This is a genomic window from Syntrophotalea sp., from assembly GCF_050253115.1.
GTDB lineage: Bacteria > Desulfobacterota > Desulfuromonadia > Desulfuromonadales > Syntrophotaleaceae > Syntrophotalea > Syntrophotalea acetylenica.
In genome coordinates this window covers 1-17,111 of record NZ_JBFWJQ010000015.1, presented here as the reverse complement: position 1 = coordinate 17,111, position 17,111 = coordinate 1, and the positions used below count along the sequence as shown (strand labels likewise).

The following is a 17,111-nucleotide window of genomic DNA, read 5'->3' as shown; positions in this document are numbered from 1 at the left end:
CCTTGTGCCGCTGCCGCGAACCGCTATGAGGCTGGCATGCCCTGCAGAAAGCTCAACAGCAGCAGCAGCAGTGTGACGCTCACCGCCGAAAACAGGGTTGAGAGGATGATAATGGAACTGGCCAGGCGGGGATTGCCACCCAGTTCCTGCGCCATGACATAACTCGCGGCGGCGGTGGGCGTGGCGGCAAGCAGCACGGCGATGCCGAGATCCATCGTGGACAGGTGCATCGGCAAGAGGATCAGCAGGTTCAGCATTGGAAACAGGACCAGCTTGAATAGGGTGGCGAGCCCGGCCTGTTTCAAGTCCCCCTGCAGCTGTCGCGGTGAAAACACGCCGCCGATGGTCAGCAGGGCCAGGGGCAGGGTTGCCGCCGTAACCATGTGCAGGCTTCGTTCGGCCACGCCCGCTACGGGCCATTTTGCCAGGTTCCAGAAAATACCCGCGGCAGCACCGAGGATAAGCGGATTGCACAGCAGTTGATGGCGGATCAGGCGCCAATGCCGTTCGGGGTGCTGGTGGCGCTGCGCCATGATATGCACCAGAATGGACCACACATTGATGATCGGAACCAGGCATCCCATGAGAAGTCCGGCCCGGGTGAAACCGGCGTCGCCGTAAGCGCTCATGATGATGGGCAGTCCTACATAGGCAAGGTTGCCGCGGAAACCGCCCTGACTGAAAGTGCAGCGATCCTCCGGCGGATAACCGAGCAGGTATGCGGCGGCATAGGACAGCAGGGCCCCCAGGCTCAATGTGGCAATCATGGCCAGGGTGAGCCTGGGGCTGAAGCTTGTCGCGAAGTCGGCCGTGCTGATTTTGTAGAAAAGCAGCAGCGGCAGAAAAACATAATACAGCAGTCGGTTGATCTGTTGCAGAAAAGTCTGGTCAATAAGGCCGATTCGACGCAAAATGACGCCGAGAGTGATGACGGCAAACACTGGCAGGATGATGTTCAGGGTGTTTAAAAAGTGCTGCATGGGAATTCCCCGCTGGATTTCCTGCGACCATACCCTGCCGCTTCGGGTGTTTGCAATGTTCTTTTAGCATGGAGTGTCCGCAATGAAAGTTCTGGTCGATGGCGACAGTCCGCGAAATCCCGCCGACTCTCAGTTCGAGATGGAAGGGTGGGTCGATCTGGCGCCGTTTGAAAAACTGGTGGGAATGTCCATTATCGAAGCCTGTGACGGGCGCGCTGTGTTGACGATGCCCTTTGTCGTAAAACTTTCTCAGGGGGGCGGCTTTTTGCACGGTGGTGCCTTGACCGCACTGGCCGATACGGCGGCCGCCATGGCGGTCAAAACCTGCTTGCCGGTCTCGACGCCTTTCGCGACCCGCAACCTCTCCATGCGGTTCCTCGCGCCGGTTCGCCAGGGTACGGTAACCGCTGCTGCCACGGTAAAGCAGATCGATGGCCGCCGGTACCTTGTCCACGTGGATCTTCAGGATGATCAGGACCATGCGGTGGCGGAATTCACTGCGGATTTCAGGCTGTTGCGGCCCGCTACGGGCGTGTGCGGCGATGCGGAAAGCTTGGTCGCCCCGGCAAAACCGATAACGGAAGGACGTTATTGATGCAGGCGGGCGATATTACCTTCTGGATTGCTTTTTCGGCAGGACTGGCTTCGTTTGTCTCGCCGTGTGTGCTGCCGCTGATCCCATCCTTTATCACCTATATTACTGGGTTGAGTTTTCAGCAATTGCAGCAATCTCATCCCGGAAGCAGGGTTCGCTGGCAGGTGGTTTTGCACTGCCTGCTGTTCATCGCGGGTTTTTCATTGGTATATACCGTCATGGGAGTGGTTGCCGGCAGTCTTTTCGGCCTTTTGCAGGATGGTTTGCGTTGGGTTCAGAAGCTTGGAGGACTGCTTGTTTTTCTGTTCGGCATACATTTGACCGGGCTTTTTCACTTCGGCATTTTGCTGGGTGAAAAGCGTGTCCATATTCACAACAAGCCGGCCGGCTATTTTGGTTCGTTTCTTGTCGGTCTGGTTTTTTCAGCCGGATGGACACCCTGTACCGGGCCGATCCTCGGATCGGTGCTGACCATGGCGGCGGGATCTTCCGGAAGTTCCTTGCGTGGCGGCATCCTGCTCGCCAGCTATTCTGCCGGTCTGGGGTTGCCGTTTCTGGTTTCCGGCCTGATGTTTCACGGATTTCTGCGGTTTTTTAATCGCTTCCGCAAGCATATTCGTCTCGCCGAGGTGCTCACCGGCATCATGCTCATGATTGTAGGGCTTCTACTATTTTTTAATGGTTTCAGCTATCTGACCGCCATTTTTTATCAATGGCTGCCGGTTGTCGGGTGATCTGGCTCAGGTGCCGCCGGCCCCGGTTGCATCTTGACATGCGCCGGTTGCCTCTGGTAATTTGATATTCAATTTCATCGGAGGTGCCATGGCCGACAAACGCGAGATGTTCCGAAATTATATCAGCCAGCAGGGACTCAAGCTTACGCGTCAGCGGGAAATCATTCTGGATGAATTTCTCCGTGCTGCCGCCCATCTGTCGACCGAGGAACTTTATCACCGGGTTCGAAAAAAGCATTCCCATATCGGCTATGCGACAGTTTACCGGACGCTCAAGCTGCTGGCGGAATGTGGCCTTGCCAAAGAGCGTGACTTTGGCGGCGGTCAGTCCCTTTACGAAGTCGCTCACCGCGGCTATCATCATGATCATCTCATCTGCGTTGAATGCGGTGAAATTATCGAGTTCGAGAATGCGCGTATCGAGGAACTGCAGAAACAGGTTGCACATGAGCATGGCTTCGTCATGACCGATCACCGTCTGGAAATATACGGCCGTTGCGCCAAGTGTTCCTCCTCCTGAAACTGGCCATCTATACAACAAGTTTTTCGTTTTTTTTCTTTGCAACCCCATCTGGAATGATTTCGTCATGGCAGGTCAAACAGAAGTTGCTTCCACCGTCCGCAAGATTGTGCTGGTCGGTAGTCCGAATGTCGGCAAAAGTGTTCTTTTCAACGCCCTGACCGGGGCGTATACGGTTGTGTCCAATTATCCCGGCACCTCCGTGGAGGTATCCCGGGGCAATTGTGAAATCGAAGGGGTTTCCTATCAGGTGCTCGACACGCCGGGCATGTATTCACTGTTGCCGATTACAGAAGAAGAACGTGTCGGCCGGGAAATTCTCCTGAAGGAAAAAGCCCACACCGTCGTTCATGTTATCGATGCCCGCAATCTCGAGCGCATGCTGCCCATGACCCTGCAGTTGGTGGAGGCCGGGCTTCCGGTGGTGCTGCTGGTCAATATTATGGATGAAGCCGAACGACGGGGAATGCGTATTGACATTCCGCTGTTGCAGGAAAAACTCGGCATCCCCGTGATAGGTGGGGCCATGGCGCGAAAACGTGGTTTGAGCGAATTGCGCCAGGTCATAGCCGACTACGATCCTGCCGTGAAAGCGGTGTTCGGCTATTCCCGTGAACTGGAAAAGGATATTGCCAAGGTTTCGGAACATCTCAAAGGCGATTACACCCTGGTGCCGCGTTCCATGGGCTTGCTGCTGCTGCAGAAGGACGAGGATGCCTGGAAGCTGGTGCGGGCCGCCGAATGTTGCGACAACCTGAAGACCATCGAGGCGGCGGTCAACGAAACGGTTTACGAGCGGCGCCTGGATCTGAACTTGCGCATCAGCCTTGAACGCAAAAGGATCTGTCGCGCCATTCTGGAAGAAGTCATTTATCAGCAGGCCGATCGAAAGCCGGGCTTTTTCGAAAAGCTGGCGGCCTGGACCATCAATCCCTGGACCGGCTTCCCCCTGCTGCTACTGGCGCTTTATTTCGGCATTTATCTGTTTGTGGGCAGTTTCGGTGCCGGCACCCTGGTGGACCTGCTTGAAGGGCAGCTGTTCGAAAATTACCTGAACCCCTGGGTGATTGACCTGGTGCATCGGCTTACGGACTGGTACTGGCTGCGGGAACTGCTGGTCGGCGAATACGGTATATTCACCCTTGGAGTGCGCTATGCGGTAGCTCTGGTACTGCCGATCGTCGGCACTTTCTTTCTGGCTTTTTCCATCATGGAGGATGTCGGCTATTTCCCACGCCTGGCCATGCTTGTGGATCGGATCTTTAAAAAAATCGGGCTGAACGGCCGGGCGGTAATACCCATGGTGTTGGGTTTCGGATGCGACACCATGGCGACCATGGTAACGCGAACACTGGAAACGGTGCGTGAAAGGATCATCGTCACGCTGTTGCTGGCGCTGGCAATTCCCTGCAGTGCTCAGCTCGGAGTTATCATGGGCCTGCTTTCCGGCGTGCCGGGCGCCTTGCCGACCTGGATCGCCTGCATAACGGTTGTTTTTCTGCTGGTGGGCCTGCTGTCCGCCCGTCTGTTGCCGGGAGAGCGCCCCATGTTCTACATGGAGTTGCCGCCCATGCGGTTGCCCCAGGCCCGTAATGTTGTCATAAAGACGGTGAGCCGCATGCAGTGGTATTTTCTGGAAATCTTTCCGTTGTTCATCTTCGCTTCGGTTCTGCTGTGGGCCGGCAAGATGACCGGCGGACTGAATGCCCTGGTGCGGGGCATGTCACCTGCCATAGCCGCACTGGGGCTGCCCGCAAAAACCACCGCCGCCTTCATTTTCGGTTTTTTCCGGCGTGATTTCGGTGCTGCCGGACTTTACGACATGCACGCCCAGGGATTGCTGACGCCGCGCCAATTGACTGTGGCAGCCGTCACCATGACACTGTTTGTGCCTTGCATCGCCCAGTTCCTCATGATGAAGAAGGAGCGTGGCTGGAAGGTCTCCGCCGGCATCTTCCTGCTGGTTACCCTGTTGGCTTTCAGCGTCGGCTGGAGTCTCAATGTGGTCCTCGGTTTTACCGGGTGGCTGGTATGAAGTGCGGTTTTTGCGGCCGCGAGCTGCCGCCTCCCGACAAGTTGGAACAGAAACCTTGCGGAGCGTGCCCGGGAGGATGCCGGAAGATTCACTGTCCCTGGTGTGGTTACGAAAATCCCGTTGTTCCCGGCTTTTTGCGCCGATGGAGCGAAAAAGATAAATCCAAGGAGAACGATTGATGGAACGCTCGGAAAGGGCTGAAGATTTGCTGGAAGCCGTTTGGATCGCGGTCGTTGAAGAGGGGGACAACTCGGCCTCCTTCGAAGCGCTGAATGTCAAGGCCGACGATGCGGCGCTGCTGGATCTCGAACGTCAGGCCCTGGTTGAAATCAAGGGAGAGCGGGTCTATCTGCGCTCCGAAGGACGCCTGGCCGGCGAAAAAGTGGTGCGTCGCCACCGTCTGGCCGAGCGTCTGATGATGGATATTCTTGATCTCAAAGGCAGCAATGCCAATGCCAAGGCCTGTGAATTCGAGCATCTCCTCAACGAAGGGGTCGATACCCGAATCTGCACCCTTCTGAATCACCCCACAACCTGTCCCCACGGCCGTCCCATTCCTCCCGGTGAGTGTTGCCGGGCTGCACGGCGCGCGGCGGACATCGGCGTCGTGCCCCTCACCGAAATGAAGGTGGGGCAGGAGGGCGAGATTGCCTATCTAGCCACCAGCGATGCCAAAAAAATGCAGAAACTGATGTCTCTGGGCGTGTTGCCGGGCAATCGGGTACGGCTCAACCGACGGTTTCCTTCCTTCATTTTTCATGTTGGCAACTCTGAGTTTGCCGTGGACGAGCAGCTGGCGCGGGAGATTTTCATTCGTACCGGCAAAAGCGAATAGCTGTTTTGACGCAGCGGATGCGATGGCCCCGAAACTTCTGGACGGTTGCGGGGCCTTTGTTTTATCCGGAGGGCTTTACGCAGGAAAATAGACTTTGTTTTACATGAGCCCTTTGTTAGTATTTCGTACCGGCTGATCTTGTGTCAGAGGGGCGCCACCGTGTTTTGAGATCGGTGGTCATGCGCGGCAAAAGCACCGTTTTCGTATGGAAACAGGGTTGGGAGCAGATGTTCGGATTCCGTCACGCCACGCTCAAAAAGAAACTGACGGGCCTTATGATGCTGACCTGCGCCGTGGTACTGGTGTTGTCCGCCAGCGCATTCATGGCGGTGGAAATCGTCTCGTTCCGACGTAACATGGTAGAACATAATTACGCGCTGGCCGAGGTTCTGGCCGCCAATAGCACCATTGTTCTGACCCTCAGAAACAAACAGGTCGGCGACCAGGTGATGTCCTCGCTGCTGCAACAGCCGCATATCAACCGCGCCTACATCTTTACCCTGCGCTATCAGGTCGTAACCCATTATCTGCGCCCCCAGAAGAACCACGGCGCACCCGGACAATGGAGCGCCGGGATGGACCCTTCCACCTTCGAACTGCTCGCCCGGACGGTCGAGACGGATCAAAGAGTTCATTCTTTTTCTCCCCGCTCCCTGGCGGTTGTTGTTCCGGTGCGGCATATGGGCCGCACCATCGGCATGGTCTATCTGCAGTCCGGCCTCGGTGAGTTTTATCTGTGGCTGAGATCGTATGCCCTGAGCGTCCTGGCGGTGCTTGCCCTGTCATGCCTTACGGGCTATTTTGTCGCAAGGTATCTGCAGAGTCTGGTGTCCCGCCCGATCCTGCATCTTGCGAACAAGATGCGCGTGGTATCGGGCAGCCAGGATTTCTCCGTGCGGGTGGTCAATCCTGCCAACGACGAGGTTGGCGTTCTGTTCCAGGGATTCAACCGGATGCTTGAACAGCTCGAAAGCCGCGACAAACAGCTGGAAGAGTACCGTTACCATCTGGAAGAGCAGGTTCTGAAACAGACCCGGGAGTTGCGTGAGACCAACGATGAACTACATCAAACGGTCGAACAACTCGCCAGGGCGCGGCAAGCGGCCGAGGCTGCCAATCAGGCCAAATCAAGGTTTCTGGCCAATATGAGCCATGAAATCCGCACACCTATGATCGGTGTTATCGGCGTGTCCGAGCTTCTTCTGAAGACCGGACTGGATGGCCAGCAACGAGAGCTGGCGCATATGATACAGGGCTCCGGCGAATCCCTGTTGAACATTCTCAACGATATTCTTGACTTTTCCAAGATTGAAGCCGGGCGACTGGTGCTGGAGACGGTTCCTTTCAATCTGCTGGCAGTTGTCGAAGAACCGGTGGCGCTGCTGGCCAAGGCCGCCCATGACAAAAACCTGGAGCTGATATGCCGCATTGATCCCGGCACCCCCGTTTCCCTGCTCGGCGATCCAGCCCGCCTGCGGCAAATTGTGTTCAATCTGGTCGGCAATGCCGTCAAGTTTACCGAACGGGGAGACGTGACGGTCCGCTTTGGCTGCAGGGAAGAGGATGACTCCGGGGCCTGCATTTACCTGGAGGTAAGGGATACCGGCATCGGCATCGAGCCCGAGGCCCAGCAAAGGATTTTCGAATCTTTTTCGCAGGCGGACAGTTCGACCACCAGGCATTTTGGCGGAACCGGGCTCGGCCTGGCGATTGTCAAACAACTGATTGAGCACATGGGGGGACATATTCACCTTGAAAGCGCCAGGGGGGACGGGTCGGTGTTTACCTGCTGCATCCCTTTGCAAAAGCACGAAGACAGGTGCTGGCCGGGGACAGTTCCGCCACCGGGACAGGCTGCGGCAAAAGCGCTGGTGGCCGTGGCTCATACGGGGCTTCGCGATATGCTGGTGGAACAACTCGACGCCATGCATCTCGCTGTGGAGACCCTCTCCCTCAATGCTCCTTTGAGCGATGAAATGATTGCGGACTCATGTCGCGGGGCCAACCTGCGGCTGGTGCTGACGGATGCCTGTTTGCTGCGGGACAACCCTGTACTGCATGATCACTTCGAAAAAAACTGCCCAAAAAACTGCCGTCGGGTGGTGATGACCCCGCGTGGTCTTCTCTGCCCCGAAGGGGGCAGCGGTTCCCTGTGGGAGGTGCTGGTAAAGCCCGTATGTCCGTCACAATTGCACAGAATGGTTGCGGGGTTGCCGGTAGATGTTGTTGCATGCGAACCGGAGACGGCAGCGACGGTTTCAGGACTGGCGGAAAACGGGCAGAAGTTCGTCCAGAGGCCGCGCGTCTTGCTGGCTGAAGACAATCCCACCACCCGCCGCATGATTACCATCAGCCTGCAGAGTCGTGGTTGCCAAGTGGTTGCCGCGGAAAATGGCGAACAGGCGGTTGCTGAAGCCATGGAGCAGATTTTTGACTTGATACTGATGGATTGCCAGATGCCAATCATGGATGGTTACCAGGCCGCGGCGCAATTGCGTCATGCCGGCATCAAGGCTCCCATCATCGCTCTGACGGCTCACTCCCGAGGCGAAATCGATGACCAATGCCGCCAGTGCGGTATGGACGACTATCTGGCAAAGCCGTTCAAACACGAGCATTTGTTCCGGCTGATCCGGAAGTGGGTGCCCGGCAGCCCTGAAAGAAACGATGCGTCTTTGCTTGCTCCCGATGATTGGATAAATCATGCCCCCCGGAATTAATCGACTTTTTCTTGTGTCCGGCGGTTGTGCCCTGGCCTACCTGGCATTGGTCGGCTTTCTGCTCTTCAGCATTTTTAAACCCGTGCCGCTGCCTGAAGAGATCGTGGTTACTTCCCTGCAAAGCAGGAACAGAAAAACGGCGGACGGTTCGTTGATCACGCTATGCGGTCAGGGGTTTTCTCAGGACTTGAAGGCTTTTCTCAATCTGGATATCGGTAACCACTTCGCGATTGTAGGGAAGATGCCGAGTTGGGGGATCGCCAAAGCGGTCGCGGCTCGAGGTCATCTCGGTTTTCTCGGTGATACCATCCGTGGTCTGCAGGTCGTCGATCTGGCGGATGTCACCCGACCCAAAATGGTCGGAGCTCTCAAGCTGTCGGGATGGCCGTGGAAATTGGCGGTTCAGGATGCACGGGTTTATGTCGCGGCCTACAAGGATGGGGTGCATGTCGTGGACGTGGAACACCCGGAAAACCCACGATTGCTGGCATCCCTGGATACCCCGGGCACGGTCCTGGACATTATCGTGGAGGGGGACCGGGCCTATGTTGCCGACGGTCCCGCCGGGGTGCATGTTGTCGATCTGCGGGATCAGCCGCGTATCCTGACCACGCTGGATACTCCCGGCGTTGCGTCGGGGCTCTGGAAGGCAGGTCGCTATCTTTACGTGGCCGATGGTGAGGCGGGTTTTCAGGTGCTTCGGTGCTTGCCGAACGATGGCCTTGAAAAAGTATCCGTCGTTGACACCCCGGGGCAAGCCACCGCTATAGCGGTGCAGGACAACCGGGCCTATGTGGCCGATAAATCCGGGGGCATCCAGGTCATCTCGGTAGCACAACCTCAACGTCCGAGACACCTTGGGTCGACTCCGTTGCTCGGAAGCGCCCGCAGCCTTGAATGGATCGACGGGGTGCTGTGGGTGGCGGCGGATTTGGGAGGGATGCATGTTTTTCAGCCGGATGCCGACGGGGGCCTGCATTTTATGGGGGCGATCGATACGCCCGGTGCTGCCTGGGATGTTGCAGCCGTGGGAAGGCATGTTCTGGTGGCCGACGCCAAGCGCGGATTGCAGGTCTTATCACGGGACTGCGTTTCACATCTGGCCAGGCCCCGCGTTTTGACCCTGCCGGGCGTGGCTCAGGGGCTTTTGGCCAAGCGGGGTTGGATCTATGTTGCCGGAGGCCGGTCCGGCTTGCAGGTGCTGGAAAATCATCGCGACGGTTTGCGTCTGGTGGAGACTGTCGATACGCCGGGTCTGGCCATCGATGTCGCGGCGGACGACCAACGGGTATTTGTCGCCGATGGTGCGAAGGGCATTCACGCGATAACTCTCCGCGATAAGAAACACCGTATCGATGACTCTCTGCTCCTGCCGGGCAAACTGAAACGGCTGGTTTGCCGGCAGCACAAACTTTTTGTTGCCGATTTGAACGGCACCTTGCATGTCGTTGATGCGAAGCCGGGCGAAAAAATGCGGCCATTGGCAGCCATGCCGGTGACTCATCCATTCCTGGATATTGCCGTCAGCAACGATTACGCCTATCTTGCCTGTGGCTCCATGGGGATCTTTATTGTCGATGTGCGCCACCCCGAGCGCCCGGTCATGGTCGGCAAGGTTGCGCTTCCGGACTATCTGCTGCCGTTTGCCTGTGCCACCTCACTGGTTGTTGACGGACAACGGCTGTTTGTCGCCAACGGCCTGGCGGGTTTGCAGATCTACAATCTCGACAACCCGGAACAGCCACGACTGGTCGGCAGCCTCAGCACTGCGGGCAATGCCATGTCTCTCGCGGTGTCGGGACAACAAGTCTATGTGGCGGATACACGGGGTGGCCTGCAGGTGGTCGACTGCCGCAATCCGGATGCACCACAGACGCTGGGCTTGCTCGGCTTCAGCATCAAGACCAAGGGCATGGCGGTGGTTGGGGAGGAGTTGATTGCAGCAACCAACCTCGGCGGGGTGATAGCGGTACCTTTGCCCTTCCGGATTTCGCAAACGACCCGTACCGGCACGGATCGTGTCGAATTGTCCGTGCCTGAAGGGCTGAAGGCCGGAACTTACGCGCTGTGTCTCAGCGATGGTCGTAAAAATCTGGTTCTGCCCGATGCCCTTGTGGTTGATTGAGCTTCGAAGCCGTAAATCAGAAGAAATACTGAGCGCCCAACCAGAACTGGCGCCCCATCTCGTAGCCATCCCGGGGCTCGCCCACGGGATTTTTCTTGTTCAGCAGGTTCAGGATTTCCAGGCTCAACATGACCTTGTGCCCGGCCCACAGCCGGGTAGTCCAGTCGATTTTGCAGTCAGCGGTGATCCCCCCGCCGAGGCGGGTCTTCTCGTAAACGGGAATGCCAAGATCCTCGTGTAGTTCTCCCGATGCCTGCAGTGTCTGATATCCGCTGCGGTATTTCAGCAGGCTGCTGACACTGAAGTTGCAGGGAAGTTTCCCGATGTGCAGCAAACTGATAACCCAGGGGCGGTTGAAGTCCTTGCGGGGCAGGGCGCTTTTTGCAATGGCCCGGCCGTGGTACCAGATTTCCTCATCGAGATCCTCGTCATCGAGCAGGTCGTTATAGGATTCGTTGGCGGATGTCGTTTTCTGATAGGTTGCGTTGATGCTGATAAAATGTTCGGGCCATTGACGTTCCCAGCTTAAACGATAACTTTCATGGCGGCTGCGGCCGTTGTTGTTCAGACTGTAATGGAATTTGCCGTCGGCCTGTCGGTCGCTCATGGTCCTGGCGAATTCGTCCCTGCCGTTGCGTTTCACGTAGGTGAGAGTGGCTCTGCCGCCCAGCAGTCGCTGCTCCAGGCCAATGACATATTCATCCGCGCAGGGTGTCCTCAGTGACGCAAAATCGTAGTCAGTGGAGCCCGTCTTCCAAAGGGTCCAGCCGGTTGTGTCGGAACCTTGTTCGATGTAGCTTCCCGGCATGCTTTCCAGAAGCCTGTAGGCCAAAAGGGTGTTGGCATAGTAACGGTTGATGCCGCCCGTAAGGATGGTCTGGCGGTTGCCAAGGAGATCGAGGGTGACGGCAAAACGCGGCGCCAGATTGAGGTTTTCCATGAAATCGTCATAAGACAGGCGCAACCCCGGCCGCAGTTCCAGCCGCTTGTAGCGAAGGATATCTTCCAGGTAGAGGCTGTACTGCTGTAAACGGGCTTCGGCGGCGTATTGCTCGTAAACGTTTCGCCTGTTGGTGCCATTGCTAAAAAAGGTGTAAAGATAGCTGGTCTCGTCCCGTCGGGAGGTGCCTTCGATATTCTGAAAATCGGCCCCGAGGTTGATTTTGTGGCTGAACGCTCCACTGCGCAAAGGGTCAAGTTCAAGGTCGGCTTTGCACTGCAGGGTCTGCTGTGTTTTTTCGATATCTCCGGGAAAGCCTTCCCTGTCCCAGCTGTTGTCCGGGTTCTGGGTCTGGCGCATATGGTCCGGAGCTTGCCGGGAATTTTCACTCTCCTTGTAGCCCGCCTGCAGATGCAGGTCGGCGAAGGGCAGCCCGGTGCGTAGCTCCGCATTGATCTGATAGGCGCCACCCAGGATGGTCATGTCGCTGTTCCGAAAATCCTTTTGAAAATATCTGCCTTTATAAGGGCTGTAAAGCCACGAAAGATCAAAGGTCGAGGCGGAACTGGCGGCCGGTGTTCCGGAAAGTTTCAGCAGAAAGGTTTCGTTGCGGCGCTGCTGTTTGCGGGTTTCGCCAAAATACTGAAGCGGGATGCTGGAAAGAAACAGCCGGTAGGCGGCCAGCATGCGCAGGCGCGGCGAGAAAGGGGCATGCACATCGAAGCCCGCCTGGTGTTTCTTGAATTCAGGCTGCCGGGAATGGTCTGCGGAATTTTCGAATTTTTCACGCTCGGATGCTGCAATATGGAATGAGGTCCAGGCATCCCGGGTGGTGCGGTAAAACAGGCTGCCTCCGAAATCGGCGGCGGGATCGATGGTTCTGGCATGAACAACCCCGCCTTTGAAATCTCCAAAACTGGCGGGAACGTTGTGATCGTAGACGGTTATATCTTCGACCAGGGACGCGTCGAGAAAGATTTCCTGGGCGTGACCTGGCACATTGTTGTGCTCAAGGGGGTTGTCGGCATCAGGGTCGAGCAGACTGTTGTTGCCCAGACCGTCGATGATGAAATTGTTTTCGAAAGCTTTTCCACCGCTGATGGAAACGGCCGCCGGCAGGATTTCTCCCCCATGCGAAGAAAGATTGGCGGCCTCGCCGTACTGTATATCCGGCAGAAAGGTCAGCATATCGCTGATGCTGCCGTTGCCGGCGGGGATGCCTTCGATGATTTTTCGCTCGATGGTTCGGGAGGCGGTGCTCAAGGGTTCATACGCTGCTTTTACCATGATCGGCGGAAGGACGGTGCTGACATTGCCCAGGGGCTCATCATCCTGCTGGCCGCATGGCGTGGTTTCGAAAGCCATGGCGACGGGACACCCTGTCAGCGTTGCGCAAAAAACGACCAACAGCGGCAGCCGCCTGAAAAAGAAAGGGCGACCTGGCGCAAAGAATGCCCTTTGACAGGGCTGCCGGGAGCATGCTGTTCGTGCGCAGCGGGTTTTTTGCAAATGCGGCCAGGGCGATGGTTTCATGTTCTCTCATGGGAAGTGTGAAAAAAAGACAGCCTCGATTTTTTATCATAAGAGAGTCTCGTGTAATAGAGAAATTCTTTAAAAAACAAATATTTACAATTTATTAATGAAAGGGGGGGGGTATAAAGCCTTGGCGCTGCCGCCAAGGCCGTTTCCCGTATGCTGCACGATGATACTTCGATTTTCTGCCTGAGGTTATGCGCCGTTCTTGACAAGCCCGCCGCGTTTTCTTACCCTACGGGCGAATTTATGCCCTGAAAAGGACGATGGCGTCGCCAGGAACCAGATTCGGGGTGTTGCGGTGTTTGTTCAGGACGCCATTTTGTCTGGCTGTGCAGATGGTTTTTATGAGCGCAACAAAGGATGATAAACGCCATGTCCATCATTGCGGTAATTCCCGCACGTTTTGCATCGTCGCGGTTTCCCGGCAAACCGCTGGCGGTGATTCTCGGAAAAACCATGATCCAGCGGGTCTATGAACGTGCTGCCCAGGCCCGTTGCATTGACCGCGTGGTGGTTGCCACGGACGATTGCCGCATTGCCGAGGAAGTGCGGCGTTTCGGCGGCGAAGTCCGGATGACCCGGGCGGATCACGCCACTGGCACTGACCGTTTGGCCGAAGTCGCCGAAGGACTCGATGCCCAATTGGTTGTCAATGTTCAAGGGGATGAACCTCTTATCGATCCGCGTATGATCGATGCCGCCGTCGCTCCTTTGGTGGAAAACCCGAATATTCCCATGGGAACCCTGAAGACCCCGCTGTCAACCTGGCAGGAATACATGGATCCCAATGTCGTCAAGGTCGTAACGGATGGACAGGGGTTTGCCCTTTACTTCTCCCGCGCGCCGATTCCCTGCCCCAGGGATATTGAAATTCAGAATTCCGGCAGCTTGCCGGCATCTGTGGTATTGTTCCGCCATGTTGGCCTGTATGTTTATCGCAGGGATTTTTTGCTGGAGTTTGCACGTTTGCCGGCCACGCCTCTGGAAAACCTGGAAAAGCTCGAACAGCTCCGGGCTCTGGAGCACGGGCATCCCATCCGCGTGGTGGAAACCGAGCTGGTGAGTCTGGGAGTCGACACGCCGGAAGACCTGGCTCGTGTCGAACAATATCTGCTGGAGCATTGATACCCGGCCGGTGGCAGAGGCCGCGGGGATTTTGATGCTTTAAATCTCCATGTTTTCCGTGTAGAATCCGATTTTTCGTTTTGGTCCTTGAGGGCGGTGCGCTGCAGTGCCCGGACGGAGGAATTTCTTATGAAGACCAAGTTTCTGTTTATTACCGGCGGCGTGGTTTCGTCTCTTGGCAAAGGGCTGGCGGCCGCTTCCATTGGTGCCTTGATGGAGGCGCGGGGGCTGCGGGTTTCCATGCAGAAAATGGACCCCTACATCAATGTCGATCCGGGAACCATGAGCCCTTTTCAGCATGGTGAGGTTTTCGTGACCGACGACGGTGCCGAGACCGACCTCGACCTGGGTCATTACGAGCGTTATACATCCGCCCGTTTGAGCCAGAAATCCAATTTCACCACCGGCCAGGTTTATGATTCCGTCATCCGCAAGGAACGGCGGGGCGATTATCTTGGCGGAACCGTGCAGGTGATTCCCCATATCACCAATGAGATCAAGGCCAAGATTCTGGCCAACTCCCGGGATGTCGATGTCGCCATTGTCGAGGTTGGCGGTACGGTCGGCGATATCGAATCCCTGCCTTTTCTGGAGGCGATTCGCCAGTTCCGCGTCGAGCGCGGCCGCGAAAATGTCCTCTACGTTCACCTGACCCTGGTTCCCTATATCCCGACCGCCGGCGAACTCAAGACCAAGCCGACCCAGCACAGTGTCAAGGAGTTGCGGGAAATCGGCATCCAGCCCGATATCCTGTTGTGCCGCTGCGACCGGGAAATTCCGAGAGACATGAAGGCCAAGATAGCGCTGTTCTGCAATGTCAACGAAGAGGCGGTCATCACGGCGCGTGACGTCAAGTGTATTTACGAGGTCCCCATCACGTATCATGAGGAGGGGCTCGACGAGCGCATCATCGATTACCTGAATATCTGGACCAAAGCCCCCGACCTGACGGCCTGGGAGCGCATCGTGAAGCGTTTCCATGAGCCCGAATCCGAAACCACCATCGCGATTGTCGGCAAGTATGTCGAGCTGACCGAGAGCTACAAGTCGTTGTCCGAAGCGCTTACCCATGGCGGGATTGCCAACAACTGCCGGGTTAACCTGATCTATGTCGACTCCGAAGCTCTGGAACGTCACGGCATCGGCGATACATTCAGGAATGTTGACGGCATTCTGGTGCCCGGCGGCTTCGGTCACAGGGGCAGCGAAGGCAAGATTGCCGCCATTCGTTATGCCAGGGAAAACAAGGTGCCTTTTTTCGGCATCTGTCTCGGCATGCAGATGGCGGTGGTTGAATTCGCCCGCAATGTCTGCGGTATCGAAGACTGTTTTTCCTCCGAATTCAAGGAAGATGCCGCCAACCCTGTAATTCACATCATGGAACATCAGAAAAAGATCACGCGGAAGGGGGGCACCATGCGTCTCGGGGCCTATCCCTGCCAGTTGGCGGAAGGAACCCTCGCTCGCCGCATCTTTGGAACCGGCGATGTGCAGGAACGGCATCGGCACCGTTACGAGTTCAATAACGCCTACCGTGAACGCCTGGAAAAAGGCGGACTGGTCATCTCCGGCATTTTCCGTGATGCCGATCTCGTGGAAGTTGTGGAACTGCAGGAGCATCCCTGGTTCCTGGGCTGCCAGTTTCACCCCGAGTTCCGGTCCCGTCCCATGGAGCCACATCCTTTGTTCGAGTCTTTCGTCGGCGCCTGCCTGAAGCAACGCACAGAGGGCTGAAATGACGAATCTTCTCCAGATAGGTGATGTCCGTTTCGGCGCCGGCTCGCCCCTGGCACTGATTGCCGGTCCCTGTGTCATGGAGGACGAGGAGCTAACTCTCGCCATTGCCCGGCAACTGCTGGAGGTCAAACGGGAACTCGGCATCGGCGTTGTGTTCAAGGCATCCTTCGACAAGGCGAATCGCACTTCGGTCACCTCGTTTCGCGGTCCGGGAATGGAGAAGGGGCTGGCCATTCTCGATACCGTTCGGCGGCAGACCGGATTGCCGATCCTGTCCGATGTGCATGATGTCGCTCAGGTTGAAGCGGCTGCCCGGGTTCTGGATATTCTACAGATTCCGGCTTTTCTGTGCCGACAGACCGATTTGCTGCTGGCCGCCGGCAACAGCGGCAAGGTCGTCAATATCAAAAAGGGTCAGTTTCTCGCCCCTTGGGACATGGCCAATGCCGTGGCAAAGGTTGTGTCCACCGGCAATGAGCGCATTCTGCTGACAGAGCGCGGTACCACCTTTGGCTACAATAACCTGGTGGTGGACATGCGCGCGCTGGCGATCATGCGCGAAACAGGGTGCCCGGTAGTCTTCGACGCCACCCATGCCGTGCAGCTGCCGGGCGGCAGCGGCACGTCGTCGGGCGGGCAGCGGCAGTTTGTGGCGGCTCTATCCCGGGCCGCCGTCGCGATGGGGATAGACGGCCTTTTCTGGGAAGTGCATCCGCAGCCCGAGAAGGCTTTGTGTGACGGGGCCAATTCGCTGCCCCTTGCGCAGATAAAAGCCATTCTCAGGGAAATCCTGGCTATAGATGCCATTGTCAAAGGACGTGTTTCACCGTGAACAACATGCTGGATACCGCAAAACGGGTTCTTGAAATCGAGGCCGAGGCCATCATGGCGCTTTGCCGGCGGCTGGACGGGCGTTTTGTCGCTGCCGTGGACATGATTCTCGCTTGCCGCGGGCGCGTCGTCATTACAGGCATGGGCAAATCCGGGCTTATCTGCCAGAAAATCGCCGCTACCATGGCTTCCACCGGGACTCCGGCGTTTTTCCTGCATCCGGCCGAGGGAATCCATGGCGACCTCGGCATGCTCATGAAAGGGGATGTGGTCATCGCCGTTTCCAATTCCGGCAACACCGAAGAAATCGTACGCATCCTTCCGGTCATCAAGCGCATGGGATTGCCGCTTATTGCCATGACGGGGCAGCCGGGCAGTGCTCTTTCCCGGGCCGCCGA

The 17,111-nt window shown here is 56.9% G+C and carries 13 protein-coding genes; 11 read left to right on the top strand and 2 right to left on the bottom strand.

The features are described from left to right. Positions 1-23: 23 nt before the first annotated feature. On the bottom strand, positions 24-980 hold the full coding sequence (locus AB7E65_RS03040) for an AEC family transporter (protein WP_428745247.1): 957 nt from the start codon (positions 978-980) through the stop codon (positions 24-26). Between the two features lie 82 nt (positions 981-1,062). Between AB7E65_RS03040 and AB7E65_RS03035 the strand changes: the two genes are divergently transcribed. The 7 genes from AB7E65_RS03035 to AB7E65_RS03005 all read left to right on the top strand — a co-directional run bounded on the left by AB7E65_RS03035 (position 1,063) and on the right by AB7E65_RS03005 (position 10,544). Continuing rightward, positions 1,063-1,575, top strand: coding sequence for a PaaI family thioesterase (locus tag AB7E65_RS03035; RefSeq protein WP_072287920.1), 513 nt, complete (start codon positions 1,063-1,065; stop codon positions 1,573-1,575). Then, positions 1,575-2,309 carry a cytochrome c biogenesis CcdA family protein gene (locus tag AB7E65_RS03030; RefSeq protein WP_072287919.1) on the top strand — a complete coding sequence of 245 codons (735 nt, stop codon included), beginning with the start codon at positions 1,575-1,577 and terminating at the stop codon, positions 2,307-2,309. Before AB7E65_RS03035 ends, AB7E65_RS03030 begins: the two co-directional genes overlap by 1 nt. An 88-nt stretch (positions 2,310-2,397) precedes the next feature. Then, entirely contained in the window at positions 2,398-2,829 is a 432-nt protein-coding gene (locus tag AB7E65_RS03025; protein ID WP_072287918.1) for a Fur family transcriptional regulator, read from the top strand. A 67-nt stretch (positions 2,830-2,896) separates the two neighbouring features. Continuing rightward, positions 2,897-4,864: a ferrous iron transport protein B gene (gene feoB, locus AB7E65_RS03020; protein WP_072287917.1), complete on the top strand. Its 1,968-nt coding sequence runs from the start codon at positions 2,897-2,899 to the stop codon at positions 4,862-4,864. Between the two features lie 178 nt (positions 4,865-5,042). Then, positions 5,043-5,699 (top strand): metal-dependent transcriptional regulator, encoded by a 657-nt coding sequence (locus tag AB7E65_RS03015; RefSeq protein ID WP_320360505.1) that lies wholly within the window; start codon positions 5,043-5,045, stop codon positions 5,697-5,699. A gap of 179 nt (positions 5,700-5,878) precedes the next feature. Then, entirely contained in the window at positions 5,879-8,419 is a 2,541-nt protein-coding gene (locus AB7E65_RS03010; protein WP_072287914.1) for an ATP-binding protein, read from the top strand. After that, a complete protein-coding gene (locus AB7E65_RS03005; RefSeq protein WP_428745246.1) occupies positions 8,403-10,544 on the top strand; it encodes an LVIVD repeat-containing protein in 2,142 nt (713 codons plus the stop codon). The genes AB7E65_RS03010 and AB7E65_RS03005 overlap by 17 nt, the downstream gene beginning before the upstream one ends. Positions 10,545-10,560: 16 nt before the next feature. On the opposite strand, the gene AB7E65_RS03000 is transcribed toward AB7E65_RS03005, so the two are convergent. Next, positions 10,561-12,849 carry a TonB-dependent receptor gene (locus AB7E65_RS03000; protein ID WP_072287912.1) on the bottom strand — a complete coding sequence of 763 codons (2,289 nt, stop codon included), beginning with the start codon at positions 12,847-12,849 and terminating at the stop codon, positions 10,561-10,563. 543 nt (positions 12,850-13,392) lie between these two features. Here AB7E65_RS03000 and kdsB point away from each other — a divergent pair. The 4 genes from kdsB to AB7E65_RS02980 form a co-directional block, all read left to right on the top strand. After that, on the top strand, positions 13,393-14,145 hold the full coding sequence (gene kdsB / locus AB7E65_RS02995; protein ID WP_428745245.1) for a 3-deoxy-manno-octulosonate cytidylyltransferase: 753 nt from the start codon (positions 13,393-13,395) through the stop codon (positions 14,143-14,145). A 129-nt stretch (positions 14,146-14,274) separates the two neighbouring features. Then, positions 14,275-15,879 (top strand): CTP synthase, encoded by a 1,605-nt coding sequence (locus tag AB7E65_RS02990; RefSeq protein WP_072287909.1) that lies wholly within the window; start codon positions 14,275-14,277, stop codon positions 15,877-15,879. Between the two features lies 1 nt (position 15,880). Beyond that, positions 15,881-16,714 (top strand): 3-deoxy-8-phosphooctulonate synthase, encoded by an 834-nt coding sequence (gene kdsA / locus AB7E65_RS02985; protein WP_072287908.1) that lies wholly within the window; start codon positions 15,881-15,883, stop codon positions 16,712-16,714. 5 nt (positions 16,715-16,719) lie between these two features. After that, the coding region (locus tag AB7E65_RS02980) for an SIS domain-containing protein (RefSeq protein WP_428745251.1) at positions 16,720-17,111 on the top strand (392 nt) is incomplete at its 3' end.

Bases quoted from the DNA above. Each gene is read 5' to 3' on its own strand.
- feoB (WP_072287917.1), top strand. From the start codon at position 2,897: ATGGCAGGTCAAACAGAAGTTGCTTCCACCGTCCGCAAGATTGTGCTG.
- AB7E65_RS03030 (WP_072287919.1), top strand. From the start codon at position 1,575: ATGCAGGCGGGCGATATTACCTTCTGGATTGCTTTTTCGGCAGGACTG.
- AB7E65_RS02990 (WP_072287909.1), top strand. From the start codon at position 14,275: ATGAAGACCAAGTTTCTGTTTATTACCGGCGGCGTGGTTTCGTCTCTT.
- AB7E65_RS03015 (WP_320360505.1), top strand. From the start codon at position 5,043: ATGGAACGCTCGGAAAGGGCTGAAGATTTGCTGGAAGCCGTTTGGATC.
- kdsA (WP_072287908.1), top strand. From the start codon at position 15,881: ATGACGAATCTTCTCCAGATAGGTGATGTCCGTTTCGGCGCCGGCTCG.
- kdsB (WP_428745245.1), top strand. From the start codon at position 13,393: ATGTCCATCATTGCGGTAATTCCCGCACGTTTTGCATCGTCGCGGTTT.
- AB7E65_RS03025 (WP_072287918.1), top strand. From the start codon at position 2,398: ATGGCCGACAAACGCGAGATGTTCCGAAATTATATCAGCCAGCAGGGA.
- AB7E65_RS03010 (WP_072287914.1), top strand. From the start codon at position 5,879: ATGCGCGGCAAAAGCACCGTTTTCGTATGGAAACAGGGTTGGGAGCAG.
- AB7E65_RS03005 (WP_428745246.1), top strand. From the start codon at position 8,403: ATGCCCCCCGGAATTAATCGACTTTTTCTTGTGTCCGGCGGTTGTGCC.
- AB7E65_RS03035 (WP_072287920.1), top strand. From the start codon at position 1,063: ATGAAAGTTCTGGTCGATGGCGACAGTCCGCGAAATCCCGCCGACTCT.
- AB7E65_RS03000 (WP_072287912.1), bottom strand. From the start codon at position 12,849: ATGGCTTTCGAAACCACGCCATGCGGCCAGCAGGATGATGAGCCCCTG.
- AB7E65_RS03040 (WP_428745247.1), bottom strand. From the start codon at position 980: ATGCAGCACTTTTTAAACACCCTGAACATCATCCTGCCAGTGTTTGCC.